Below are 23,585 nucleotides of genomic sequence, written 5' to 3'. Positions count from 1 at the left end.
GCTACTCGACGACGGGAAAGATCGAACTGCCGTCCTCCGGGGTGCCGTCGACTTCGCCGTCGGTGCTCTCCGGCCGCTCGGCGGCGAGCTTCTCGTCGAGCGACTCGCCTTCGGGCTCAGCGGCGATGTGATCGGCGGCGGCCCACTGCTCCGGCGGGTCGACGACCTCATCGCCGTCGTCGTTTCGGACGTCGTCTGAATCCATCGCCTCCATCGGGCGCAGGGTGTCCTCGACCCCGCCGGTGTCGTTCGGAGAGGCGTCGAATTCGGTGTTGTCGGGCTCCACGTCCATCCGGTTGCCCACTCCCGGCGCTGTTAAACGCCGAGCGCGCCGATCGACCGGCGCGGCGGCGGGCCGTGCGTCAGAAACGTTGCGCGCCAGAGGACTTCCGCGTCAAACCGCCACATTCCGTACCAGCCTGTATGGTATGGTCCCACCCGTAGCAACCGTGGCCGCCGCGCTGGCACGAACCTTGATCATCGTGTGCCTCCGGTCGGGCGGGCCGGAATAGGAGCCGACGAGCGGCGGCGCCTACCGGCGGCCGCGGTTGCCTCAAATGAATATATTCGTGCGTGTCAATTATCGGCGTATGCTGCCCCCATGACGGCGCCGACCGGTGCTGGCCGGCGAGTGACGGCCGACGACTGGATTCAGGCCGGCTTTGCGGTTCTGGCCGAGGGGGGACCGGACGCGCTGCGGATCGGCCGGTTGTGCGATCGACTTTCGGTCACCAAAGGCAGCTTCTACTGGCACTTCACCGATATGCAGGAGTACCGGGCTTCGCTGGCCCGCGCCTGGGGCGACCTCCACGACGAACAACGACGCCGATTCGAGGAAAGCGCCGAGGCCGACCCCCGCAAGCGGCTGGTCGCGATGATGCAGACGTTGATGCGGCCCGAGCATTGGGCGCTCGAACGCGCGATGCGGGTCTGGGCATTGACCGACGAGTCCGTGCTGGCGAGCGTTCAGCGCAGCGACCGGCGGGTGCGGTGCGCGGTCCGGCAGGCTTTCATCGACTACGGATTCGACGCCGAAGAGGCCGACCTGCGCGCGACGGTGTTGTTCGCCGCCAGCCTCGGCCTGCTGCACGGGTCGGGGTCAAGCAGGGACATTCCGGCGTCGCTGCGCGAGCGCGTTCTCGAGCTCATGCTCCGCAGATAGACCTGCCGGTCACGCCGCGTCCTGCTCCATCGCCTCTGCGGCCGCCCGGGTCCGGGCGGCGGGGTTTTGGGTAACTTTTTGCTGGGCAATCCCGATACATCACCAAGATCGGGCCGGAGATAGGGGAATCGTGCGCAAACTCTTCAAGGCGGTCGTCGCGCTGGCGGCCGTGGTACTGGTGGCGGCGAGCCTCACGCACATGCTGCGCCCCGACTCGGACAACAGCCGCGGCATCCCCGTCACCGAGACGGCGGCGGTGTCTTCGCTGGGGTTTGCCGATTCGTGGCTGTGGTTCCTGTCCCCGGACGACGTGAACCGCCAACTGGACCTGATGGTCGACACCGGCGTGCGAAGCGCGCGGATCATGATGCCGTGGGCGGCCATCCAGCCGAACCCGGACGCGTGGAACTGGGGCCAGGCCGACCTGATCGTCAACGCCGCCAACGCGCGGGGCATCGCCGTCGTCGCGCTGTTGAACTCCACGCCCGGTTGGGCTACCGGCGGCGGGCCTGCCATCGCCTCGCCACCGGCGGCGGCCGAGACGTTCGGCACGTTCGCGGGCACGATGGCGTCGCACTTCGCCGGGCGCATCGCCGCCTACGAACTGTGGAACGAAGCCAACGCCGTGCAGTTCTGGGCCGGACCGCAGGGTCCCCAGCCCGCCCGGTTCGCCGACCTGTTGAAGGCCGCCTACCCGGCGATCAAGGGCGCCGATCCCAACGCGACGGTGGTCCTGGGCGGACTGTCGCCGACCATCAACTTCTTCTCGGTCACCAGGAATCCGGTGGACTACCTCAACGGCGTGTACGCGGCGGGCGGCGGCGGACACTTCGACGCCGTGGGCTATCACCCGTACCTGTTCACCAACAACGAGGCCTCCCGGTTCTCCACGGGTCAGGCCAACTCGCCGCGCGGCCTCTATGACCAGCTGCGCGGGGTGATGGCCGCCAACGGTGACGGCGGCAAGCAGATCTGGGCCACCGAGTTCGGCGAGGCGACGTCGAAGGTCAGCGAGGCCACGCAGGCCGACCGCATCCGCGACTTCATCGTCGCGTGGCGCACGCTGCCGGGTGCGGGCCCGGTGTTCATCTACACCACCCGCGACCGCGCCACCGGCAGCCCCAACCCGCAGGACAACTACGGCGTCTACCGCACGGACTGGACACCCAAGCCCGCCGCGGACGTCATGCGCAGCCTGGCCTAGCCGCTAGCGCCCACCTCACTACCGCCGAGCAGACGTGAAAACCCCCAAAACGGCGCCACTTCGGGGGTTTTCACGTCTGCTCGCGCACGAAAGGGAGAGGGCTTCTAGCCGACGATCCTGGCGATCGACTTGAGCGGAATCGGAAGCCAGCTGGGTCGGTGCCGCGCCTCGTAGGTGGCTTCGTAGACGGCCTTGTCCAGCTCGTAGGCGGCCAGCAGCACCGCCGAGTCGCGCGGATCGACCTCGGCGACCTCGGCATACCCGTCACAGAACGACGCGGCGTTGCGGTCCACCCACTCGCGCGCGCGGGCGGCCAGCTGGCGGTCCCGGTCCTCGGCGCCGGAGCTCGACGCCTGATCCATCAACCGGTGGTAGGCCGCGTATTCGAAGGATCGCAGGATTCCGGCGACATCGCGTAGCGGTGAGTCGGGGCGGCGGCGCTCCTCGAGCGGCTGGCCGGGCTCCCCCTCGAAGTCGATGAGCAACCAGCGTTCCGGGGTGCGCAGCACCTGACCTAGATGCAGGTCGCCGTGGATGCGCTGTACGGTGACGGGCTCGTCGGCGAGCTTGCGGTAGCGCTCTTCGATCAGCGAGACATACTGCTGCAGTCCGGGGACCGATTCCGCCGCGGACCGCAGCCGTCTGACCATGGTGTCCGTCGGGAACGCGGTGGTCGACGTGCCCAGTTCGGCGGCCAGCGTCGCGTGCACCGACGCCACCGCCTCACCGAGCCGGTAGGACTCGGCGGCGAAATCGCCTCCGACCTCGTCGGCGTAGAGGTCACCCTCGGCGAACAGGTCGCGGGTGCTGGTCATCGCCATGTCCCAGCCCTCGGCGGAGTTGGCCGCGAACTCGGCCACCATGCCCAGCGCGTACGGCTCACCGTCCCACTGGGTTTCGTACGCCCCGAGCAGCCGCGCCACGTGCGGGTTGCCCGCGGTGGCCAGCACCCGGTTCAGCTCGATGTCGGGGTTGACGCCCGGGGTGATGCGCCGGAACACCTTGAGGATGGCGGCCTCCTCGAACACCACGCTGGTGTTGCTCTGTTCGGCGCTCGACAGCCGCGGCGCCGCCTCCAGCGGCAACTCGACGCCGTTCTCCTTGCTGAACCGGACGTCGCCCACCGCGGCCGAGCTGTCGATGAGCGCCAGCAGCGCCCGGGCCGCGGCGGGGTCGTACAGCGCGTCGTACGCGGTGCGTTCGCCGTCGTGGGCCGCCCCGCCGATGGTGGCGACGTTGAGGAACTCGGCGATCGGTCCGCCGCCGGCGGTCGCCTCGTCGTTCCAGCAGACGATCACCTGGTAGCGCTCCGCCGAGCCGTCGGTGTAGGAGACCTCGAGCAGCATGAGCTCGAGGTCCAGGTCGAAATCGTTGGGCAGCGCCACCACCACGGCGGGTTCCGCGGACGCCAACTCGCGGTTGCGTCCGGCATACCACCGTTGCTGCGGTAGCCACTCGGCGAACGGCAAGGTCATGGCTGGTCTTTCGGCTCGGGTTCGGGCGCGCGCAACGAGAACCAGTAGAACCCGTGGCCCGGCAGGGTCAGCAGATACGGCAGCTGACCGATCGACGGAAACTCGACATATCCAGTCATCTCGATGGGGGTGTACCCGCTGTAGGCCTGCAGGTTCAGCTCGATCGGCTGCGGAAACCGGGACAGGTTGTTCACACAGAGCACCGTGTCGGTGCCCCCGTCGTCTCGCTTGATCTCGCGGACGTAGGTCAGCACGGACGGGTTCGAGCCGCCGAGTTCGTGGAAGGTGCCGGTGGCGAACGCCTCGTGGCGACGACGCACCGCCAGCATGGTGCGCGTCCAGTTCAGCAGCGAGTTCGAGATGTCCCGCTGGGCTTCAACGTTGACGGCCTGGTACCCGTAGATCGCGTCCTGGTTGGGCGGCAGGTACAGCCGGCCCGGTGTGGCGGTGGAGAAGCCGGCGTTGCGGTCCGGCGTCCACTGCATCGGGGTGCGGACCCCGTCGCGGTCGCCGAGCCAGATGATGTCGCCCATGCCGATTTCGTCGCCGTAGTACAGCATCGGCGAACCCGGCAGGCTCAACAGCAGCGCGGTGAACAGCTCGATCTGGTTGCGGTCGTTCTCGAGCAGCGGCGCCAGGCGCCGGCGGATGCCGACGTTGGCCTTCATCCGCGGATCCTTGGCGTACTCGGCGTACATGTAGTCGCGTTCTTCGTCGGTGACCATCTCCAGCGTCAGCTCGTCGTGGTTGCGCAGGAAGATCGCCCACTGCGCCATCTCCGGGATGTCGGGTGTTTGCGCGAGGATCTCGCTGATCGGAAAGCGTGATTCACGCCGCACCGCCATGAAGATCCGTGGCATCAGCGGAAAGTGGAACGCCATGTGGCACTCGTCGCCGCCGGTGGCCGGGTCGCCGAAGTACTCGACCACATCGGCGGGCCACTGATTGGCCTCGGCCAGCAGTACCCGGCCGGGGTATTCGTCGTCGATCACCTTGCGGCAGCGCTTGAGAAACGCGTGCGTCTCGGGCAGGTTCTCGCAGTTGGTGCCCTCCCGCTCGAACAGGTAGGGCACCGCGTCCAACCGGAACCCGTCGATGCCGAGGTCAAGCCAGAACCGCAGGACGTCGAGCATCGCCTCCTGCACGGCGGGGTTGTCGTAGTTGAGATCGGGTTGGTGGCTGAAGAACCGGTGCCAGTAGAACTGCCGTCGCACCGGGTCGAACGTCCAGTTCGACTCCTCGGTGTCGACGAAGATGATCCGCGCGTCGCTGTATTTTTCGCTGGTGTCACTCCACACGTAGAAGTCGCCGTACGGGCCGTCGGGATCCCTGCGCGACTCCTGAAACCATGCGTGCGACTCGGACGTGTGGTTCATCACGAGGTCGGTGATGACGCGGATGCCCCGGCGGTGGGCGGCGTCCAGCAGGTCGACGAAGTCGTCGACGGTGCCGAACTCCGGAAGCACCTTGTAGAAGTCACGGATGTCGTAGCCGCCGTCGCGCAGCGGCGAGTCGTAGAACGGAGGCAGCCAAAGACAGTCGACGCCAAGCCACTTCACGTAGTCGAGCTGCTCGGTCAGCCCACGCAGATCCCCGATGCCGTCGGCGTTGGAGTCGTAGAACGCGCGCACCAACACCTCGTAGAAGACCGCGCGCTTGAACCACGTGCGGTCCTCGGGCAGCACCCGGGCGTGGCCAAAGTCATCGGCGGTAGGGTGCTCGACGGTCCTGCCGTCCGGACCCTCCTCGACATGGCTGCCTTCGGACGGGTCGTGTTCGTTGACACCGCTGCGCTGATCCATACCGAGTTCAAACGTACCCAGTCCGCCGGAATTGAACCTGTTGTGTCCGCTGCCGCGACGGGTTAACGTTTCGACGTCTCGCTCCCACCTCCTTGAATGAATTGAGTGGTTTGTGGCTGATTCAGTGCCGAATGATGGTGAAGCTCCGGTAATCGTCGGCATGGCCGACGCAGCGATGCACATGTATTCGGTCGCGATCGACGCGCTTCCCGACAACACCGATCCCGAGTTTCCCGATCGCGCCGGCGTCATCCTGGCGGGCCTGCGCAAACTGCAGCGCTCGTTGACCGAGGCCGCAGGCCGCAGTCGGACCACCCCGTCGGTGGTCGTCGCGCTCAGCGAGGTCCGCAACCGCTACGACACGCTGATGGAGAAGGCGGCGGACGGACCGAACGCCACCCTGGGCCAGCGGCTCTACGTCGCCCGCGGGCGGGCCAAGCTGTCGGCCAAGGAGACGGCCAACGGCATCGGTTTGCGGAAGGACTTGATCGAGGCGATCGAGGCCGAGGAGCCCACCACCGAGGACGAGAGCGCGCGCATCAAGGACCTCATCGCCGCGCTCGGCGGCTGACCCGGCGCCGAGGTGACCCCGCGCGATCACGGCGACCCGGGCGACGCGCCCTCGGTTCCGCCCCCGCTGACCGAAGTGGTGAACGCCACCCGCCCGTCGGCGGCCGAGGAGGCGCGCACGATCGCCGCCTCCACCAACGTCGGCACGCTGGCCACCCTGACGGCCGACGGCGACCCGTGGGCGTCGTTCGTGACCTATGGGCTGCTCGGCGGCGCACCGGTGCTGTGTGTGTCCAACCTCGCCGAGCACGGGCGCAACCTCGGCCACGATCCGCGGGCCAGCATCGCGATCGTCGCGCCCGACGCCGAATCCGACCCGCTGGCCAGCGGCCGGGTCACGCTGGCGGGCGTGGCCGAGGTGCCCACGGGCGAGGAGTTGGCCGCCGCCCGCCAGGCGCACCTGTCGGCCGTCGCGTCGGCCAAGTACTACATCGACTACAGCGACTTCACGCTGTGGGTACTGCGGGTCAAACGGGTCCGCTGGGTCGGCGGGTACGGCCGGATGGACTCGGCGACGGGTGAGGCGTACGCGGCGGCCGAACCGGATCCGGTCGCGCCCCATGCCGCCGGAGCCGTCGCGCACCTCAACGCCGACCACGCCGACACGCTGGTCGCGATGGCCAAGGTGCTCGGCGGTTACCCGGACACCGTCACCGCGACCTGCACCGGCGCCGACCGCTACGGGCTGGACCTGCGGGTCACCACCGACCGTGGCGTGGCCTACACCCGGATCGGCTACGCCGCGCCCCTCGATTCGGCCGACGAACTGCGATCCGCGGCCGTCGAGCTGGCCCGCCGGGCCCGACAGCCCTGAAATACCATCACCACATGTCCTCGCGTCCAGACACCTGGCAAGCGGCGTTCGACCTGATCCGCACCCGCGGCTACGAGCATCGCGCCGAGCCGTTCCGGCTGGCCAGCGGCCAGCTCAGCCACGACTACATCGACGGCAAGTACGCGGTGGACACCGGCGAACGGTTGACGATCGTCAGCCGCGCGGTCGCCGACCTGGCCGCCGGCCACGGCATCGAGTTCGACGCGGTGGGCGGGCTGACGATGGGCGCCGACCCGCTGGCGCACGGTGTGGCGATGGTGACCGGTAAGGCGTGGTTCTCGGTGCGCAAGGAACAGAAGAAACGCGGCCGCGAGCAGTGGATCGAAGGGACCCGCCTGCAACCGGGCACCCGGGTGCTGCTGGTCGACGACGTGATCAGCACCGGCGGCTCCACCGAGATCGCCTTCGACCGGGTGACCGCCGCGGGGGCCGTCGTCGCCGGCGTCATCCCGATGGTGGACCGCGGCGACATCGCGTCCGCCCGGTTCGCCAAGCGCGGGGTGCCGTTCGTCGCGCTGGTCACCTACCGCGACCTGGGCATCGAACCGGTCAAGGACGTATAGCTCAGCGCACCAGCGCGCTGATCACCGACCAGTACCTCTGCTGCTCGGCCGGCGGCAGGTGTGGCGGAAACGAAACCGTCACCGTCCCAACGTGTTTGATCCGCCGTGGCACGGCGTACTGGGCTGCCTGCGCAGGGGAGGCGAAGGACTTGACCCGCAACGTGTCGGTGACGACGGACTGTTCGCACTGCGCGGCACCACACTCCTGGGCGGTGGTGTCCACCGGATTCGGGGCGGGCAGCCCGGCACGGTTGAGGGCGCGCAGCACCTCGTCGACGGTCAGCACCGGCGCGGGAGCCTGCCCGCTGGTGGACGCGCCCAGCGGCTGGCTGCTGTCGGCCGAGCTGGTCGTGGTCGGCGTACCGGTGGGCGGCGCGGGTTCGGCGCACGCCCCGAGCGCCAGCACCAGGACGGCTGCCCCCGCCGCGGTGACCGATCGACCCTTCATGATCAGCATCGTCGCATCCGCCGCACAGCACGGCTGAGAAATCGCCTGCCTGTGCCCGTCTCCAGTTGCCGCGGCGCAACCCTTGTCGGCAGGATTCTCGGTATGACTTCAGTGCCCACCGCCCCGACGGACAGCGGCGAGGATGCGTTGGTCGGCCAGGTCGACGACGTGCTGCGGGCGTCTCGGGCGATGGTCGGCATCGTCGCGGCGTCGCTTGCCGGTGTCGAGGAAGTCGTCACCGTGCCGCAGCTGCGGGTGCTCGTGATGGTGCACACCCGCGGCCCGTTGAACCTCGCGGCGGTGGCCGCCGGGCTGGCGGTCAACCCGTCGAACGCCAGCCGGACCTGTGACCGGCTCATCCAGGCGGGCCTGCTTGACCGGCGGGAATCGGCCGTCGACCGGCGCAACATCACGTTGACGCTGACCCCGGCCGGGAAGCGGCTGGTCGACAAGCTGACGAAGCGGCGGCGCGGCGAGATCGAACGGGTGCTTCGCACGATGTCACCGGCTGAGCGCAGCGCGGTCGGCGCCGCGATGGCGGCGTTCGCCTCGGCGGCCGGTGAACCCGAGGACGAGTCCAGGTTTCTGGCGTTGATGTGGCCACGGACGACCTGACTCATAGCACCGTGATACCCGCATTTCTTGCAGGCCCGCAAGCGTTTCGGCGCTGATCAGCCGCGGGTGGAGCTCATGCGGGCACCACCAGCACGCCGCCCGATTCGACGCCGACGGTCACCGTGTCGCCGGGCGTCAACGCCCGCGCCGTCGCACTGGCCATCTGCGCGCTGATCACGTTGCCGTCGGGCATCGTGAGGTACACCCGGGAGATCGGCCCGAGGAAGGCCACCGAGGTGACGGTGGCCGTGCCCGCGGGATCGGCGGTGACGACGATCGACTCGGGACGCACCATCGCCAGCCCGCCGCCCGAGGCCACCGAACCGGGCAACGTCGGCACCGACGCGCCCAGCACCTGCGCCCGCCCGCCCGACACCCGCGCGGGGATCTTGTTGGTGAGCCCGACGAACTCGGCGACGAACGGGGTCGCCGGGTTGGCGTACACGTCGGCAGGCGGCGCCAGTTGTTCGAGCCTGCCCTGGCTCATCACGCCGACCCGGTCGGCGACGGCCAGCGCCTCCTCCTGGTCGTGGGTGACGAACACCGTGGTGGTGCCGACCTCGAGTTGCACCCGCCGGATCTCGTCGCGCAGTGCGGCGCGCACCTTGGCGTCCAGCGCGGAGAGCGGTTCGTCGAGCAACAGCACGCGGGGCGCGATCGCCAGCGCGCGGGCCAGCGCGACGCGCTGTTGCTGGCCGCCCGACAGTTCGCTGGTGAACTTGTCGCGGTGCTCGGCCAGCCCGACCATGTCCAGCATGTCGGCCGCACGAGAAAGCCGCCGGCTCTTGGACTTTCCACGCATCTTGAGCCCGAACGCCACATTGTCGAGCACGGTCAGATGCGGGAACAGGCTGTAGGCCTGAAACACCATGCCCATGTCGCGTTTGTTCGCGGGAACGTTGCTGACGTCGCGACCGTCGACGGCCACCGTGCCCGACGTGGCGTCGTCGAGGCCGGCCAGGATGCGCAGCGCGGTGGTCTTCCCGCAGCCCGACGGCCCCAGCAGGGCGACGAGTTCCCCGGGCTCGACGTGCAGCGTGAAACCGTCGAGCGCATTGACGGCACCGTAGCTGCGGGTGACGTCGTTGAAGTCGACTGAGACGCTCACGGCAGCACTCCCTCGACGCGCCGCCGCCCGCGGGTCAACAGCGAAAGCGCCAGCAGCAGAACGAAACCCAACGCCAGCACGGCCAGTGACGCGGCCACCGAGGTCGGGCCGTCGTTCTTGCCGATCGCCACGATAGCCACCGGTAACGTCTCATAGCCCGACAGCGACGCGATCGTGTACTCGCCCAGCACCACCGCGATCGAGATGAACGCCGCGGACAGGATCCCCGACCAGATGTTGGGCACCACGACGCGAAGGATCGTGGTGGTCCAGCCGGCGCCGAGCGACCGCGCCGCCTCGGCGAGCGTCTGCAGGTCGATCGCCGACAGCGCCGTGTCCAGCGCGCGGTAGGCGAACGGCAGCACCAACACGACGTAGACGAACGTCAACGTCAGCGCGGACTCACCGAGGAAGTAGGTCACCCACAGGTACACGTTGTGCAGGCCCACGACGATCACCAGCGCCGGGATGGTCAACGGCAACAGGCACAGGAACTCGACCAGGCCCTTCGCCCACGGCGCGCGGAGCCGCACCCAGATCATCGTCGGCACCAGCAGCACCAGCATCGCCACGACGGTGAACACCGCGAGCAGCAGGGAGATCACGATCGCCGAGTACAGCGCGTCGTCGGTGACCAGGTTGGCCCACGCGCGCAGGGTGCGCCCGCCCGCGAGGAGGTCGCGGGTGGAGAAGTCGGCCATCGCGTACAGCGGGAACAGGAAGAACGCCCCGAACAGCAGCCACAGCATCGCCCGAATCAGCTTGCGGCCCAGCCTCGTCCGGCTCATCGCAGCCACCGCGCGCTGCGTCGCACCAGCATGTTGTACGCGACCATCACGACCGCCACGACCACGACCATCTCCAGGGCCAGCGCGTAGGCGAACCCGGACTGGCCGAGCACCACCTCGCTGGTCAGCGCCGCCCGGATCAGCAGCGGTACGATCGGGCTGCCCTGGCTCACCAGCGCGGCCGCCGTCGCGTATGCGGCAAAAGCGTTGGCGAACAACAACAACGCCGACCCGAGAAACGCCGGCGTCAGCAGCGGCACCGCGACCGACCGCAGGTACTGCCATCGCGATGCGCCGAGGCTGACCGCCGCTTCCCGCCACTGCACCCTCAGTCCGTCGAGCGCGGGCAGGAAAACCAGCACCATCAGCGGGATCTGGAAGTAGGAGTAGACCAGGATCAGTCCGGTCAGGCTGTACAGCCAGCCGGACCCGGCCAGGTTCCAGCCGAACGCCTGCTGCAGCCACAGCGTCAGCACGCCGTTGAGCCCCACCGTCGCCAGAAACGCGAAAGCCAGTGCCACACCGCCGAACTGAGCCAGCACACTGCACAACGAGAGCACGCCGCGGCGCACCATCGACGTGGGTGGGCTGCTGACGATCAACCAGGCCAGCACCGTACCGAACACCGCGCCGATGACCGCCGTGCTCCCCGACAGCACCAGGCTCTTGGACAGTGCCGCCAGCGCGGCGCCCGAGAACAGCGCCTGGATCTGACCCAGCGAAAACGCGCCGTCGTCGAAGAACGCGTTGACGATCACCGTCACGGTAGGGATGAGAAGAAAGGTCACCACGATCGCCAGAAACGGCAGCAACGGCAGCGCTTCGCGCAGCCGCCGGTTCAGTGCTGGTCCCGGCATGAGCCTCGGTCAGCCGACCGCGCCGGCCCAGTGCTCGGCCAGATACGCGGTGGCCTTCTCGGTCTGGTCCGGGCTCGGCACCGTGACCGGTCCGTCGATGACGGGCAGGGTCGCGGCGGCGGCCTGGTCGAGGGTGCCGTCGGTCATCATGTTGTCGGCGCGCGCGGGCCGGACACCGCCCGCGGCGAACAGGTTCTGGCCCTCGTCGCTGAAGAGGAACTCCTGCCAGAGCCGGGCCGCGGCCGGATGCGGGGCGTCCTTGTTGATCGCCTGGTAGTAGTAGCCCGCCACGGGGTACTCCGGCGGCACGAACACCCGCCAGGACGGCAGCTTCTGGCTTTGGGCGGCGTTGAGGTAGTTCCAGTCGATGACCACCGGCGTCTGACCCGACTCGATGGTGGCCGGCGTCGGGTCGACCGGCAGGAAATTGCCCGCCTGGTTCAGCTTGCGGAAGAACTCGACGCCCGGGGCGATGTCGTCGACCGAACCGCCCTGCGACAGCGCCACCATCAGCACTCCGGAGTAGGCCGCCCCCGCCTGGGTGGGGTCACCGTTGAGCGCGACCTTGCCGCGGAACTCGGGCTTGAGCAGGTCGTCGACGCTGGTCACCTCGGGCACCTTGGCCGAGTCGTAGCCGATCGACATGTAGCCGCCGTAGTCGTTGACCCAGGTGCCCTCGCGGTCCTTGAAGGCCGCCGGGATGTCGTCGAAGGTGGCGACCCGGTACGGCGCGAACATCGAGGTGTTGGCCAGCGCGACCGATTGGCCGAGATCGAAGACGTCAGGCGCGGTGGACTTGCCCTTCTGCTGGGTGGCCGCGTTGATCTCCTCCTGGCTGGAGGCGTTGGGTTGCGCGGAGTTCACCTTGATGCCGTACTTGTCCTCGAAGGTCTTGATGATGTTGCCGTAGTTGGCCCAATCCGGCGGCAGCGCAATGACATTGAGCTCACCCTCCTTCTTGGCCGCCTCGATGAGCCCGTCCATGCCGCCGAAATCCTGCGCGGACGTGGCCTCGCCGGCCTTGACCCCGGACTGCGTCTGTTCCCCTCCGCTCTCCTTCTCCGGCGGGGCACAGGCCGCCGAGCCGACGAGCAGGAGCGCGGCCGCGGTGACGGCCGCCAGGCGTGATTTCATCGTTTGCCAACCTTCCGATCCGGATGAGCGCGCTCGCACCCTATCGCGGTCTCGGATACCGCGCGACGGCCGTCGTCGGTGCTGGTACCGGCGTTAGCATCGGTGGATGGCTGAGCGCGAGGCCGCGTCGTTCGACGCCTTCGATCCGGGCACCTGGCGCTTCGAACCCGATCCGACGCCGTGGTATCGAGGCAGGCAGGCGAGGGCGGCGCTGATCGCGGTGGCCGCGGCGTCGGTGGCCATCGTTGTGTCCGGGGTGTTGCTGCTGTTCGACGAGGCCGGCACGGTGGTCCACGAGCCGGGTCCGACCGCCACGTCGGTGCCGCGCACTGCCCCGTCGACGCCGGTGGCGACCAGCGCCAGACCGTCGGCGCCGCCGCCCCCGCCCGCACCACCCCCTCCGCCCGCGGAGGTGACGGCCCAGCCCGTCGTGCCCCCGCCGGCGCGCACGGCCGAGGTGGCGTCGCCGACGCGGGTCACCAAGGAACCCGAGTTCGGGGTGACGCGCACCAAGGAGACGCGCAGGCCGATCAGCGTCGCACCGCGGCGGCCCTAACGCTGGTTTTCGCGATGCGGAATAGGCTGGACCCATGGCCGAATTCGAGGACGCTGCGGCCATGTTCGCGCAAGCGCCGGTGGCGATGCTGGCCACCGTCGGGGCGAACGGCGCGCCGCACCTGGTGCCGGTGGTGTTCGGCGTGCACAACGGCGTCGTCTACACCGCCGTCGACGCCAAGCGAAAGTCGACCCAGCGGTTGCGGCGGCTGACCAACATCGAGGCCAACCCCCGGGTGAGCATGCTCGTCGACCACTACGACGACGACTGGACGCAGCTGTGGTGGGTGCGCGCAGACGGGCTGGCCGAGGTGCACCACAGCGGCGAGGCCCGCGCCGTCGGCTACGCGCTGCTGCGCGCCAAATACCCTCAGTACCAACGGATTGCGTTGGACGGACCGGTGGTGACCGTTGCCGTCGACCGGTGGACGTCCTGGCACGCCTGAGCGCGGCCGCTCTCGGGCGCCGGTTTCTGCGTGAGGGCTGCGCGTGGGCCAGAAGCGCGACCCTGGTGAAGAAATCGACGCGCTGAACCTCTCGACGGCACAACGGTGGCCGCCTGCCTTCGTAAAAGTCGCCGAATCCCTTGTGCTCGGCGTCGGTTGGGGGAATGGTGGGGGACACACCACCGTCAGGAGGCGCTGCCATGGCTGACAAAACGACAACTTCCGGTGGTGCCGGAGCCGCCCCCACCGCGGACAGTCCGGCCGCCATCCGAAACGTGGTGCTGGTGGGCCCATCGGGTGGCGGCAAGACCACACTCGTCGAAGCCCTGCTCGTCGCCGCCGGGGTTCTCAACCGAGCCGGGTCCATCGTGGACGGCACCACGGTCTGCGACTTCGACGAGGCCGAGATCTCCCAGCAGCGCTCGGTCGGGCTCGCGCTGGCGTCGCTGAAGCACGACGGAATCAAGGTCAACCTGATCGACACCCCCGGCTACGCCGACTTCGTCGGTGAACTGCGCGCCGGCCTGCGCGCAGCGGACTGCGCGTTGTTCGTGATCGCGGCCAACGAGCAGGTCGACGAGCCGACCAAAGCGCTGTGGCAGGAGTGCAGCCAGGTCGGCATGCCGCGCGCGGTGGTCATCACCAAACTCGACCACGCGCGCGCCGACTACGACACCGCGCTGGCCGTTACCCAGCAGGCGTTCGGCGACAAGGTGCTGCCGCTGTATCTGCCGGCCGGGCGGGGAAAGCTGGGCGGGAATCAATCAGATTCACCGTGCACGGGCCTGATCGGGTTGCTGTCGCAGACGCACTACGAGTACGCCGACGGCAAGCGCACCGGCACCCACGAGCCCGACGCCTCCTACGCCGACGCGATCGAGGAGATGCGGGGCACGCTGATCGAGGGAATCATCGAGGAGTCCGAGGACGAGACGCTGATGGAGCGCTACCTCGGCGGCGAGCAGATCGACCAGTCGGTGCTGATCGCCGACCTGGAGAAGGCCGTCGCGCGCGGCTCCTTCTTCCCGGTGATTCCGGCCTGCAGCGCCACCGGCGTCGGCACCCTCGAACTGCTGGAGATCATCACCAGCGCCTTCCCGTCGCCACCCGAACACAAACTGCCCGAGGTGTTCACGCCGCAGGGCAAGCCACGCGACGGCCTGACCTGTGACCCGAAGGGGCCGCTGCTGGCCGAGGTCGTCAAGACGACGTCGGACCCGTACGTCGGCCGGGTCAGCCTGGTGCGGGTGTTCTCGGGCACCATCAACCCGGATGCGACCGTGCATGTGTCGGGCCACTTCACCTCGTTCTTCGGCGACCCGGACCACAACGGCTCCGCCGTCAGCCACGAGGATCACGACGAGGACGAACGCATCGGCACGCTGTCGTTCCCGCTGGGCAAGCAGCAGCGCCCGGCGCCCAAGGTGATCGCGGGCGACATCTGCGCGATCGGGCGGTTGAGCCGCGCCGAGACCGGCGACACGCTGTCCGACAAGTCGGACCCGCTGGTGCTCAAGCCGTGGGTCATGCCCGAGCCGCTGCTGCCGATCGCGGTGCAGCCGCGCGCCAAGACCGACGAGGACAAGCTGTCGGTCGGGTTGCAGCGGCTGGCCGCCGAGGACCCCACGCTGCGCATAGAGCAGAACCGCGAAACCCACCAGCTCGTGTTGTGGACCATGGGCGAGGCCCATGCCGGCGTGGTGCTCGACGGGCTGCAGCGCCGCTACGGGGTCGCCGTCGACACCGTCGAGCTGCGGGTGCCGCTGCGAGAAACGTTCGGCGGCAAGGCAAAAGGGCACGGCAGGCATGTCAAGCAGTCCGGCGGGCACGGCCAGTACGCGGTGTGCGACATCGAGGTCGAGCCGCTGCCGGAGGGCTCGGGGTTCGAGTTCGTCGACAAGGTGGTCGGCGGCGCCGTGCCGCGCCAGTTCATTCCCAGCGTGGAGAAGGGGATCCGGGCGCAGATGGAGAAGGGGGTGGGCGCCGGCTATCCGGTGGTCGACATCCGGGTCACCCTGTTCGACGGCAAGGCGCACAGCGTCGACTCGTCGGACTTCGCGTTCCAGACGGCAGGCGCGCTGGCGCTGCGTGAGGCCGCCGCGGCCACCAAGGTGAACCTGCTCGAACCGGTCGACGAGGTTTCGGTGCTGGTGCCCGACGATCTGGTGGGCACCGTGATGGGCGACCTGGCGGGGCGTCGCGGCCGCGTGCTGGGCACGGAGAAGGTCGGTGAGGACCGCACGCTGATCAAGGCCGAGATCCCCGAGGTGGAGTTGACCCGCTACGCGATCGACCTGCGCTCGATGGCCCACGGCGCCGGGTCGTTCACCAGGTCTTTCGCCCGCTATGAGCCGATGCCCGAGCACGCCGCCGCCAAGGTTCTGGCGTCGGCCTGAGACAGCCGGTTCTGCGCCGGCTGTCAGGTCCTTCTCAGGCGGTATTCCTACCGTCGGGCGCTGTGCACCGGACTCATCTGCTTCGCCATGTTGTCGTCACGATCCTGCTGGGGCTCTTCGCGCTGGTGATCACCTGGCTGTGCCTGTTCAACGGCGCGGTCTAGCAGCTCGCCGAGATCGACGTTTTGGTCGGTTCTGCCCCGGGCGAATCGACCATTTCGTCCGTTTCGGCGACATCTACCGTGGCGGGTCGCCGCGCCAGCTGAAGCTGTTGACGTATTTGCCCATGTCCAAAGCGATCTGGAGGTTGGCGCCCGACGGCTTACCGAACCCGAAGTCCGGGCCGAACTCGTGGTACGGGCCCACCGCGGCGGCGACCAGCGCGAGATCGTTCTTCACCGCGACCATCACCATCACCCGCATCCTCGCGTAGCTGGTGTTGGCGCCCTGCGGCCAACAGTCGGCGACCTCGCCGTAACCGGGCTGATAGCCCACCATCGCGTTGGGAATCTCGTAGGCGGTGCGGGTGTCGGGAAAGGTGGCCGTCACCACCGTTTTGGCGATCTCCTGCGCCGGCCGGCCGGCCGCGGGTTCGCTGAACAACCGCATGACACCGCCGTCGCCCGCCAGGAACTCCGCGGTCACCCCGCTGGGTTCGGTGGTGATGCGATACGCCGAGCTCTCCACCGGATGGCTCACCGAGAACGCGCCGTCGGGCGCGGTGAAGCGCGGGTTGACCTCCACCGGTGTGCCCGTGGGTGGTCGCCCGCAGTCCGGCGGGCACACGTACCGCGCGGCGGGCTTGTCGATCGCCGCGGACAGCGCCACCAGGCAGGCAGCCACCACGACGATGGCCACCAGCCACGTCACCACCAGCCGTCTGCGCGACGTCCGCCGCGGCGCGGGGGCCGCGTAGGTGCCCGCCGGAACCGCGTAGCCGGGAAAGAAATCCGTCGGCGCGCTCACGTCGCATCCGGTCCTGTCGCGCGAACCGGACGTGCCGCACGCCGGGACCGGCGCGAGGACCGAGACGACGCGCGCGTGGCCACCCCGCAGGCCGGGCAGAACGCCATGTCGGGCACCACATGACCGCAATGCGGGCACAGCACCGGCTCGTCGGCCTGGATCTCGTCGTGCGCCTCGTGCAGCAACGCCAGGTGAATTCCGATGCGCAGCAACAGCAATGCGACCGCCGCCAACAGCAGATGCAGTCCCAACATCAGCAGTTGGGTGGGTGCCGCGGCGTCGATCACCCCGAGCCCGAGACAGACCGTCAGCACCGCGACCGCGAACCCGACGAGCACCGCGCGCACCAGCACCGGCCGCTGGTTCTGCTTGCTGGGCGGGCGCCGAAACCACAGCGCCGCACCGATCAACCCGCCCGCGGCCGCCGCCGTCACCGGTTCGGCCACGCCCCGGATGCCGGCCTCCACCAACAGGCTCTCCATCGGCTGCCCGCTCACCACCCCGGTCCCGAACTGCGGCGCCAGGTGCGCCAGCGTGGACGCGGCGGTGAACGTCAACGCGCCGAGCGCGCCGACGATGAAGCCGTCCAACGCCTCCCGGCTCGGCGGCCGCGCCAGCCGCACGATCACCGCGGGCAGCAACATGAGGAGCACACCGCCGAGCGGCACCGCGAGGCCGTCGCGCAGGATGCGGTCCCAGTCCGGCCCTCCGGCCAGCCCCAGCTCGTAGGAGCGGGTGATCGTCGCCTCGGTCAGCAGCACCCATCCCAGACCGAGCCCGACGCCCAGCACCGTCGTCACGGCCAGCGTGCGAACACCGAAGTCGCGGAACGCATCCGACTCACGCAGATAGAGCACGAACAGCACCGGAAGACCCAGCGCGGCCACGGTCACCAGCGCCGCGGGCAGGCGCAGCAGCGTGAACGCGACCAGCGTGGCGAGCAGCGCCGCCAGCCCAAGCCGGAACGCGCTGCGTGAGCGCTGCGGCAGGTGCGGAAACAGCGAGCTGGTCAGCGCCGGCTGCAGCAGATGCTCGTCTTTGGCGGCGCCGAAGTCGCGCACCCGAAGCCAGTCGGGGCCCTCGGCCCGCCGCGGGGTCAGGTGACATCCGCACAACCCGCAGTACCGGCCCGCGGGGACATCGGTCCGACACACCCGGCATTCGGCCGTGGGCACCCGATCCTGGTCGCTCATTCGCCAGACTCCTGCAGCGCCAACAGATTACGCGCCAGATTGGCGACGTCTGGGGTGCCCAGCCCGGTCACCAGGTCGTAGCCCGGCGCGGCGTCGGCCACCACGTTGCCGCCCAGCGTCACGTCGCGGAACGCGGGCAGCGCCGCACCCGCCGCGATGCGGTACAGCTTGGGGTTGAGATCGCCGATCGGCTGTCCCCCGTTGGCGAGCAGGTACTGGTTCATCACCGCGGCGAAGCCCGCCCAGATGGGCGCCGACTGCGAGGTGCCGCCGCCGACGAGCGGTGTCTGCTGGAACACGATGCGCACGCCGGTGAACGGGTCGGCCACCGCGGCGACGTCCGGTGTCAGCCTGCGGCCGAGGCTCTCGTCGGGCAGCACACCCCGTTGCCAGTCGGGGCGGTCGAACAACGCCGACACCCCGCCGCCGGTGCCCACCGACAGCGGCACGTCGAACCAGGCCTGCTCTGCCAGCCACCTGCCGTCGGCGTCGGTCGACAGCGTCGTGCCCCCGACGCCGGTGATCTCCGGTAGCGAGGCCACCGAGTCCAGCCCGATGTCGTCCTCCCCCGGCGGGGATGACCACTCGTCGCCGCCCTTGCATTCCAGCCCGGCGAGGTCACCGCTGGCGTTGACCGCCGTGGTGCCGTTGGCCTGCGCGGCCGCCAGCGCCGAGCGCACCGGCGCGAGGTCGGCGGCGGTGATCAGCTTGTCGCAGCCCCAGCCGATCGACAGGCTCCACACCGCGCCGGGGAACCGCCGGTCGGCTTCGGCGAACATCTCCCCGACCTTCACGAACGTCCCGTCCCCGGCCACGGTCGGGCGGGCGCTGACGACGACCTTGCGCGCGTCGGGGGCGACGGCGTGTGCGACCTGAAGATCCATGGTGGTCTCGCCGCGCGGCGCGTCGAGGTCGCCGCCGATGATCTCCGGGGTGAAGCGGGGCAGCCCGAACGTGTCGGCGAAGAGATCGAGATCGGCCTGCTCGAAGCCGTCGAACGCGAAGATCACGATCGTGGAACCCTTGCCGGTGTAACCCTCGGCGGTCAGCGTGTCGACGTTGTAGGTGTGCCGCAGCGCGGCCGGCGACAACCCCTTGTCCGGCACGTCCAGCGGCAGCATCGGCAGGTGGGAGGTGTGGTGCGGTATGTAGCCCAGGATCCGGCCGATCTCGTCGACGTCGCCGCGCAGCGCGGCGGGGATCCGCGGCTGCTGCGGGGAGGCGTAGAACACCTGTCCGCGCCTGCCGCGGTAGTCGTGCACCTCGACGTCGAACGCGCGCGCCAGGTTCTGCGCCTGGCCCTTTACGACCGCCCAGTTGTCCCCCGGGTGCCATCTGATCGCAAGGTCGTGGCTGTCGGCCCAGTCGAACACCGCCGCCGGGCGGTCGCGGCGGTGCAGGGCCAGCGTCAGCTGGGCGTCGGCGTCGCGCGACGGCCCCAGGTCGGTCGAGCTCGCCAGCAGATAGGCGTAGGGCCCGGTGATGGCGCCCTGGCGGGGCGCGGCCGGACCCAGGTCGGAGGCGAACACCAGCACGCTCGCCGCCACGAGGGCGAGCATGCCGAGTCGCCGCACCCCCACGGACCGCGGTCCGAGCCGATCAGACCCGCGGTCAGTGATCGCCGGGAATGGCCGTCGGCGCGGGTGGGGCCTTCACCGTCGGCGAGAACGGGTTGGGACCCGGTTCGATGCGCGGCGCCTTCTCCGTCGGCTCGCCGGGCTCGCCGGGAGCGGGCGGCGGCGGGGTGGCCGGCGGCGCCGTCGTCGTCGTGGTGGTCGTCGTGGTGGTGGTGGTGGTGTCGTCCGGCGTCGACTCCTCCTGTCCCGCGCACGACGCGGTCAGCAGCACCGTCGCCGCGACCGCGGTTCCGCCGGCGACCGCCGCGATACGACGCCCCAGAAGACCTGGCCTCATATTTCGTCCCATCTGTCCCGACCCAGCGCCAGGGCGTACCGAGATCACCACCGGCGTTCGAAACTCTAGTGGAATGTGCTGGTGAACGCGCGTCGGCTAATTCTGCGACGCGGCGCCTACCGCGGCGATCGCCTCGGCCAGCGTCGGATACAGCGAGAAGACTTGGTCCAGGCCCGTCAACTGGATGGGCCTGCTGGTGGCGGGACCGTGGGCGACCACCGCGAAGCCGGTGGTGGTCTTGGTGACGGCCTCGTTGGTGGCCACCAGCGTCTGCAGGCCCGCCGATGCGAGAAAGTCGACGTCGGACAGATCGACGATCAGCGCGGTGGGTTTGGTGGCCAGCGCCTCGGTGATCGATTCTTCGAGGGTGGCGACCGTGGCTACGTCGACGTCGCCGCTCACCGCCACCACGGCGACCCCATCCCGATGGGTCACCGACGTCGTGATCGGATCATTACCTGGCAACGGCGGTCCTTCGTCTCGTGGGCGCCGCCAGTATTGACGGCAGTGCGCAGAGCTTAACGCTTTGCCGCCGAAGGTAGATCAGCGCTTCGACAGTTCCACCACCCGGCCGCGGGCTAGTGTCGCGGTAGGACGCACGCCATTGGTGCTGAGCTGGGAGGTTGGATGTCCGATCCGTGTTTGGACCTGGACCGCTCGGGGCCGGCCGGCGGGAGGCGGGTCGCCGCCGAGGTGACCCGAACCGCCGAGTCGACCGGCTGACCGGAGCCTGCCCGCAGCCACCATGCACGTGCCCGTCCTGAACCAAGGCCCGACCCTGATCGCCTCGATGCGGCTCGGGCCGCCCTTCGACGACATGCGGACACCGCTGAAACGGCAACTCGATGCGCGGAAGGTGACCAGGAGTGAGAGTGGCGGGTGATTTCGTCGTCGACATCGGCGGCCCCGACGATATCGTCGCGGCCCGTCAGGCGGGCCGCGAGCTGGCCGGACAGCTCGGGTTCTCGCTGACCGACGTCACCATGATCGCCACCGCAATATCCGAGATCGCCCGCAACATAACGAGTTTCGCGGGTCACGGGGAGATCCGAATAGGCGTCGAGTTCCGCGACGGCAGGCAGGCGCTGGTGGTGCATGCCGAGGACGACGGGCCCGGGATCGCCGACATGGAACGCGCGATGGAGGACGGGTACTCCACTGGCCCCGGGCTGGGGCTGGGACTGCCTGGCGCGCGCAGGCTGATGGACCGAATGCATGTCGAATCCAGGCCCGGCAAAGGCACCGTGATCGAGATGTGGAAGTGGGTCCCCGACGGTGCTTAGGCATGACCGACCGGGCCCCATTGCGTGGGCCGCACGTCACCGGGGCTCGTCATGACCGAGCGTGAGGCCTTCTACGCTTCCTACGCCGAGGCGCTGCACGCCTATCTGCGCACGGGTGACGAAGCGGCGTTGGCGCTCGGGCACGACCTCGGCCGCCAAGCACTCAGGGATCGGATGAGCGTGCTCGAGATCATCGAGAACCACTCGCGCCTGGTCCGCGTCGGCGGCCGCGATACCGAGGCGGGCACGGGACGTGCGCTGCAGTTTCTGCTGCAGACCCTGGCGGCGATCGACGTGGCCACCCGCGGATTCCTCGACGGCACAAGGCGGTACGCCCAGCAACGGGCCCGCGCCGACGACCTCGCCGACCGCGACGAGTTCCGCACCGCGCTGGTCAACTCGCTTCAGGAGGGCTTCTTCATCGCCGACCACGCCGGCACCATCGTGGAGGTCAACGACGCGTTCGCCGACATCACCGGGTACGACGCCGAGGGCCTGCCCTACCCGATGCCCCACCCCTGGGTGGAGGATCCGGTCACGGCGAACGAACATCTGATGGAGGTGGTCAGACGCGGCGCGGGCACCGCCGAGATCCCGATCCGGCACCGCGACGGCAGGCACCGGTGGGCGGCGCTGAGCATGAACGTGATCGCCGAGCACGCCACGGACCGCACCGCCTACGTCGGCACGATCCGTGACATCACCGCTCCGCGCGCGGCGGCCGAACGCGACGCCACGATGGCCCGCCTGGCCACCGCGGTCAGCGTCGCCAAGAACGTCGACGAGGTTCTGTCGATCACGTTGGCACAGTGCGCATCCGCGCTCGACGTCGCGCGGGTGATCGCGGTCGTCTGGCCGCGGACGGACGGTGACCCCGCCATCCACGTGGCCGGGGACCCGGCCGTATCGAGTTGGGAGGACCTGGATTCCGACTGGCAACGCACCTTTGACGACGCCCGCAACTGGGTGCCGCTGACGGTCAGCCCGGTCGGCGCCGCCCCCAGCGCAGGGACCACGCGCGGGTTCGCCGCGGTCCTTTCCACCACACGTGATGTCGTCGTCTGCCTGGAACACCGACAGCCACGCGTGGTCAGCACCGAGGACCGGCGACTGGTCAGCGCGCTGGTCGGCCACCTGGGCCTGGCGATGCAGCACGTCCGGCAGTTCGAGAGCGCCAGGGAGACCTCGCTGACCCTGCAGCGCTCGTTGCTCGCGCCCACAGCGCTTCCTGCCGGCTTCGCCGTGCGCTACGAACCGGCGGTACCGCCGCTGGAGATCGGCGGAGATTTCTACGACGTGCTGCCCGTCGCCGCGCACAGGATCGGCGTGGTCGTCGGCGACTGCGTCGGCCGTGGCCTGTCCGCCGCGGCGGTGATGGGCCAGCTTCGGGCGTCCACCCGGGCGCTGCTGCTGACCGGTGCGGAGCCGTCGACGGTGCTCGAACAACTCGACTCGGTGGCCGAACTGATCCCGGACGCCTTCTGCACCACGGTGTTCGTCGCGGTGATCGACACCGCGACCCGGTCGGTGCACTACAGCAGCGCGGGGCACATGCCGCCGGTGCTGATCACCGGCTCGTCGGCACCGGAACTGTTGACCGACGGGCGATCGGTGCCGCTGGCGGTGCAGTGCGGCGAGCCCCGCCCCCAGGCGACCCGTACGCTGACGCCCGGTTCGACGCTGATGCTCTACACCGACGGGCTGGTCGAACGGCGCGACCAAGCGATCGACGACCAGATCGACCGCCTCACCGAGGTGCTCGCCGAAACCACCGAACAACCCATCGAAGCCGTCGCCGACACGCTGCTGGCTAAGTTGGCGCCCGACAACGGCTTCGACGACGACATCGCGATCGTGCTGTACCGGGGCGAGTCCGCGCCGCTGCGCATGGACACCGAAGCGGTGGCGACCCAGCTCAGCGACGTGCGGCACCGGCTGGCCGCGTGGCTGGCCGGCAACGGCGTTCCCGCCCCGCTTGCCGACGACATCGTGTTGGTGGTCAACGAGGCATGCTCGAACTGCGTCGAACACGCCTACCGCGGCCGCGATCCCGGCCGGATGCGGGTGGAAGCCGACATTCGCGCCGACGAGGTCCATGTCAGTGTCATCGACGGCGGTTCATGGAAGACTCCGCCCGAAGACCCCGGCACCAGGGGGCGGGGTTTGCTGCTGATGCGCGCGGTCAGCGACGGGGTGGATCTGGACGGCACCCCGGCGGGTACGACGGTGGAGATGTCGTTTCGGCTACCGGATCACTGAAAATCAGATTGC

Annotated in this window: 24 protein-coding genes; 11 read left to right on the top strand and 13 right to left on the bottom strand. The window is 69.3% G+C overall.

Annotated elements, in window-relative coordinates; genetic code table 11:
* Window position 1: 1 nt before the first annotated feature.
* The gene (locus MELE44368_RS17115) at window positions 2-292 is read right to left on the bottom strand and encodes a hypothetical protein (RefSeq protein ID WP_128109559.1); all 291 of its coding nucleotides are present in this window, start codon (window positions 290-292) and stop codon (window positions 2-4) included.
* Between the two features lie 309 nt (window positions 293-601).
* Between MELE44368_RS17115 and MELE44368_RS17110 the strand changes: the two genes are divergently transcribed.
* Together MELE44368_RS17110 and MELE44368_RS17105 are read left to right on the top strand one after the other, a co-directional pair.
* Window positions 602-1,162: a TetR/AcrR family transcriptional regulator gene (locus MELE44368_RS17110; protein WP_128109558.1), complete on the top strand. Its 561-nt coding sequence runs from the start codon at window positions 602-604 to the stop codon at window positions 1,160-1,162.
* A gap of 130 nt (window positions 1,163-1,292) precedes the next feature.
* The gene (locus tag MELE44368_RS17105; RefSeq protein ID WP_128109557.1) at window positions 1,293-2,366 is read left to right on the top strand and encodes a cellulase family glycosylhydrolase; all 1,074 of its coding nucleotides are present in this window, start codon (window positions 1,293-1,295) and stop codon (window positions 2,364-2,366) included.
* Window positions 2,367-2,470: 104 nt separating this feature from the next.
* On the opposite strand, the gene MELE44368_RS17100 is transcribed toward MELE44368_RS17105, so the two are convergent.
* Both MELE44368_RS17100 and treS read right to left on the bottom strand, forming a co-directional pair.
* Complete coding sequence (locus MELE44368_RS17100) at window positions 2,471-3,841, bottom strand: maltokinase N-terminal cap-like domain-containing protein (protein ID WP_128109556.1); 1,371 nt, start codon at window positions 3,839-3,841, stop codon at window positions 2,471-2,473.
* Complete coding sequence (treS, locus tag MELE44368_RS17095; protein ID WP_128109555.1) at window positions 3,838-5,643, bottom strand: maltose alpha-D-glucosyltransferase; 1,806 nt, start codon at window positions 5,641-5,643, stop codon at window positions 3,838-3,840. Before treS ends, MELE44368_RS17100 begins: the two co-directional genes overlap by 4 nt.
* 181 nt (window positions 5,644-5,824) lie before the next feature.
* On the opposite strand from treS, the gene MELE44368_RS17090 reads away from it, so the two are divergent.
* From MELE44368_RS17090 to pyrE, 3 genes are read left to right on the top strand one after another with little or no spacing between them, the layout of a single operon-like run.
* On the top strand, window positions 5,825-6,214 hold the full coding sequence (locus tag MELE44368_RS17090; protein ID WP_046753502.1) for a hypothetical protein: 390 nt from the start codon (window positions 5,825-5,827) through the stop codon (window positions 6,212-6,214).
* A 12-nt stretch (window positions 6,215-6,226) separates the two neighbouring features.
* Entirely contained in the window at window positions 6,227-7,027 is an 801-nt protein-coding gene (locus MELE44368_RS17085; RefSeq protein ID WP_128109554.1) for a HugZ family pyridoxamine 5'-phosphate oxidase, read from the top strand.
* Window positions 7,028-7,041: 14 nt separating this feature from the next.
* Window positions 7,042-7,611, top strand: coding sequence for an orotate phosphoribosyltransferase (gene pyrE / locus MELE44368_RS17080; RefSeq protein ID WP_128109553.1), 570 nt, complete (start codon window positions 7,042-7,044; stop codon window positions 7,609-7,611).
* Between the two features lies 1 nt (window position 7,612).
* On the opposite strand, the gene MELE44368_RS17075 is transcribed toward pyrE, so the two are convergent.
* Window positions 7,613-8,059: a hypothetical protein gene (locus MELE44368_RS17075; RefSeq protein ID WP_128109552.1), complete on the bottom strand. Its 447-nt coding sequence runs from the start codon at window positions 8,057-8,059 to the stop codon at window positions 7,613-7,615.
* Between the two features lie 102 nt (window positions 8,060-8,161).
* On the opposite strand from MELE44368_RS17075, the gene MELE44368_RS17070 reads away from it, so the two are divergent.
* A complete protein-coding gene (locus MELE44368_RS17070) occupies window positions 8,162-8,674 on the top strand; it encodes a MarR family winged helix-turn-helix transcriptional regulator (protein WP_128109551.1) in 513 nt (170 codons plus the stop codon).
* 73 nt (window positions 8,675-8,747) lie between these two features.
* Here the strand turns inward: MELE44368_RS17070 and MELE44368_RS17065 are convergent, their stop codons facing one another.
* From MELE44368_RS17065 to MELE44368_RS17050, 4 genes are read right to left on the bottom strand one after another with little or no spacing between them, the layout of a single operon-like run.
* Window positions 8,748-9,782, bottom strand: coding sequence for an ABC transporter ATP-binding protein (locus tag MELE44368_RS17065; protein WP_128109550.1), 1,035 nt, complete (start codon window positions 9,780-9,782; stop codon window positions 8,748-8,750).
* Window positions 9,779-10,570, bottom strand: coding sequence for an ABC transporter permease (locus MELE44368_RS17060; RefSeq protein WP_128109549.1), 792 nt, complete (start codon window positions 10,568-10,570; stop codon window positions 9,779-9,781). Before MELE44368_RS17060 ends, MELE44368_RS17065 begins: the two co-directional genes overlap by 4 nt.
* A complete protein-coding gene (locus MELE44368_RS17055) occupies window positions 10,567-11,427 on the bottom strand; it encodes an ABC transporter permease (protein ID WP_128109548.1) in 861 nt (286 codons plus the stop codon). Before MELE44368_RS17055 ends, MELE44368_RS17060 begins: the two co-directional genes overlap by 4 nt.
* Before the next feature lie 9 nt (window positions 11,428-11,436).
* Entirely contained in the window at window positions 11,437-12,561 is a 1,125-nt protein-coding gene (locus MELE44368_RS17050) for an ABC transporter substrate-binding protein (protein ID WP_128109547.1), read from the bottom strand.
* Window positions 12,562-12,667: 106 nt separating this feature from the next.
* On the opposite strand from MELE44368_RS17050, the gene MELE44368_RS17045 reads away from it, so the two are divergent.
* The 3 genes from MELE44368_RS17045 to MELE44368_RS17035 all read left to right on the top strand — a co-directional run bounded on the left by MELE44368_RS17045 (window position 12,668) and on the right by MELE44368_RS17035 (window position 15,958).
* Window positions 12,668-13,117, top strand: coding sequence for a hypothetical protein (locus MELE44368_RS17045; protein WP_128109546.1), 450 nt, complete (start codon window positions 12,668-12,670; stop codon window positions 13,115-13,117).
* A gap of 34 nt (window positions 13,118-13,151) precedes the next feature.
* Window positions 13,152-13,562 (top strand): TIGR03668 family PPOX class F420-dependent oxidoreductase, encoded by a 411-nt coding sequence (locus MELE44368_RS17040; RefSeq protein WP_128109545.1) that lies wholly within the window; start codon window positions 13,152-13,154, stop codon window positions 13,560-13,562.
* 200 nt (window positions 13,563-13,762) lie between these two features.
* Window positions 13,763-15,958, top strand: a complete 2,196-nt coding sequence (locus MELE44368_RS17035; RefSeq protein ID WP_128109544.1) for an elongation factor G-like protein EF-G2 — start codon at window positions 13,763-13,765, stop codon at window positions 15,956-15,958.
* Between the two features lie 237 nt (window positions 15,959-16,195).
* On the opposite strand, the gene MELE44368_RS27165 is transcribed toward MELE44368_RS17035, so the two are convergent.
* The 5 genes from MELE44368_RS27165 to MELE44368_RS17010 all read right to left on the bottom strand — a co-directional run bounded on the left by MELE44368_RS27165 (window position 16,196) and on the right by MELE44368_RS17010 (window position 20,496).
* On the bottom strand, window positions 16,196-16,924 hold the full coding sequence (locus MELE44368_RS27165; protein ID WP_128109543.1) for a hypothetical protein: 729 nt from the start codon (window positions 16,922-16,924) through the stop codon (window positions 16,196-16,198).
* Window positions 16,921-18,117: a zinc ribbon domain-containing protein gene (locus tag MELE44368_RS27160; RefSeq protein ID WP_128109542.1), complete on the bottom strand. Its 1,197-nt coding sequence runs from the start codon at window positions 18,115-18,117 to the stop codon at window positions 16,921-16,923. Before MELE44368_RS27160 ends, MELE44368_RS27165 begins: the two co-directional genes overlap by 4 nt.
* Window positions 18,114-19,676: a S53 family peptidase gene (locus MELE44368_RS17020; protein WP_128109541.1), complete on the bottom strand. Its 1,563-nt coding sequence runs from the start codon at window positions 19,674-19,676 to the stop codon at window positions 18,114-18,116. Before MELE44368_RS17020 ends, MELE44368_RS27160 begins: the two co-directional genes overlap by 4 nt.
* 52 nt (window positions 19,677-19,728) lie before the next feature.
* Window positions 19,729-20,031 (bottom strand): hypothetical protein, encoded by a 303-nt coding sequence (locus MELE44368_RS17015; RefSeq protein ID WP_128109540.1) that lies wholly within the window; start codon window positions 20,029-20,031, stop codon window positions 19,729-19,731.
* 96 nt (window positions 20,032-20,127) lie between these two features.
* Window positions 20,128-20,496 (bottom strand): STAS domain-containing protein, encoded by a 369-nt coding sequence (locus MELE44368_RS17010; RefSeq protein ID WP_128109539.1) that lies wholly within the window; start codon window positions 20,494-20,496, stop codon window positions 20,128-20,130.
* A gap of 407 nt (window positions 20,497-20,903) precedes the next feature.
* Here MELE44368_RS17010 and MELE44368_RS17005 point away from each other — a divergent pair, with 407 nt between their 5' ends.
* Both MELE44368_RS17005 and MELE44368_RS17000 read left to right on the top strand, forming a co-directional pair.
* Window positions 20,904-21,314 (top strand): ATP-binding protein, encoded by a 411-nt coding sequence (locus MELE44368_RS17005; RefSeq protein WP_128109596.1) that lies wholly within the window; start codon window positions 20,904-20,906, stop codon window positions 21,312-21,314.
* Window positions 21,315-21,365: 51 nt separating this feature from the next.
* Window positions 21,366-23,573 (top strand): SpoIIE family protein phosphatase, encoded by a 2,208-nt coding sequence (locus MELE44368_RS17000; RefSeq protein ID WP_128109538.1) that lies wholly within the window; start codon window positions 21,366-21,368, stop codon window positions 23,571-23,573.
* The last annotated feature ends 12 nt before the right edge of the window (window positions 23,574-23,585 follow it).

It is taken from the genome of Mycolicibacterium elephantis DSM 44368 (assembly GCF_004014805.1).
Taxonomy (GTDB): domain Bacteria; phylum Actinomycetota; class Actinomycetes; order Mycobacteriales; family Mycobacteriaceae; genus Mycobacterium; species Mycobacterium elephantis.
This window is presented reverse-complemented; position numbering and strand designations above follow the sequence as displayed.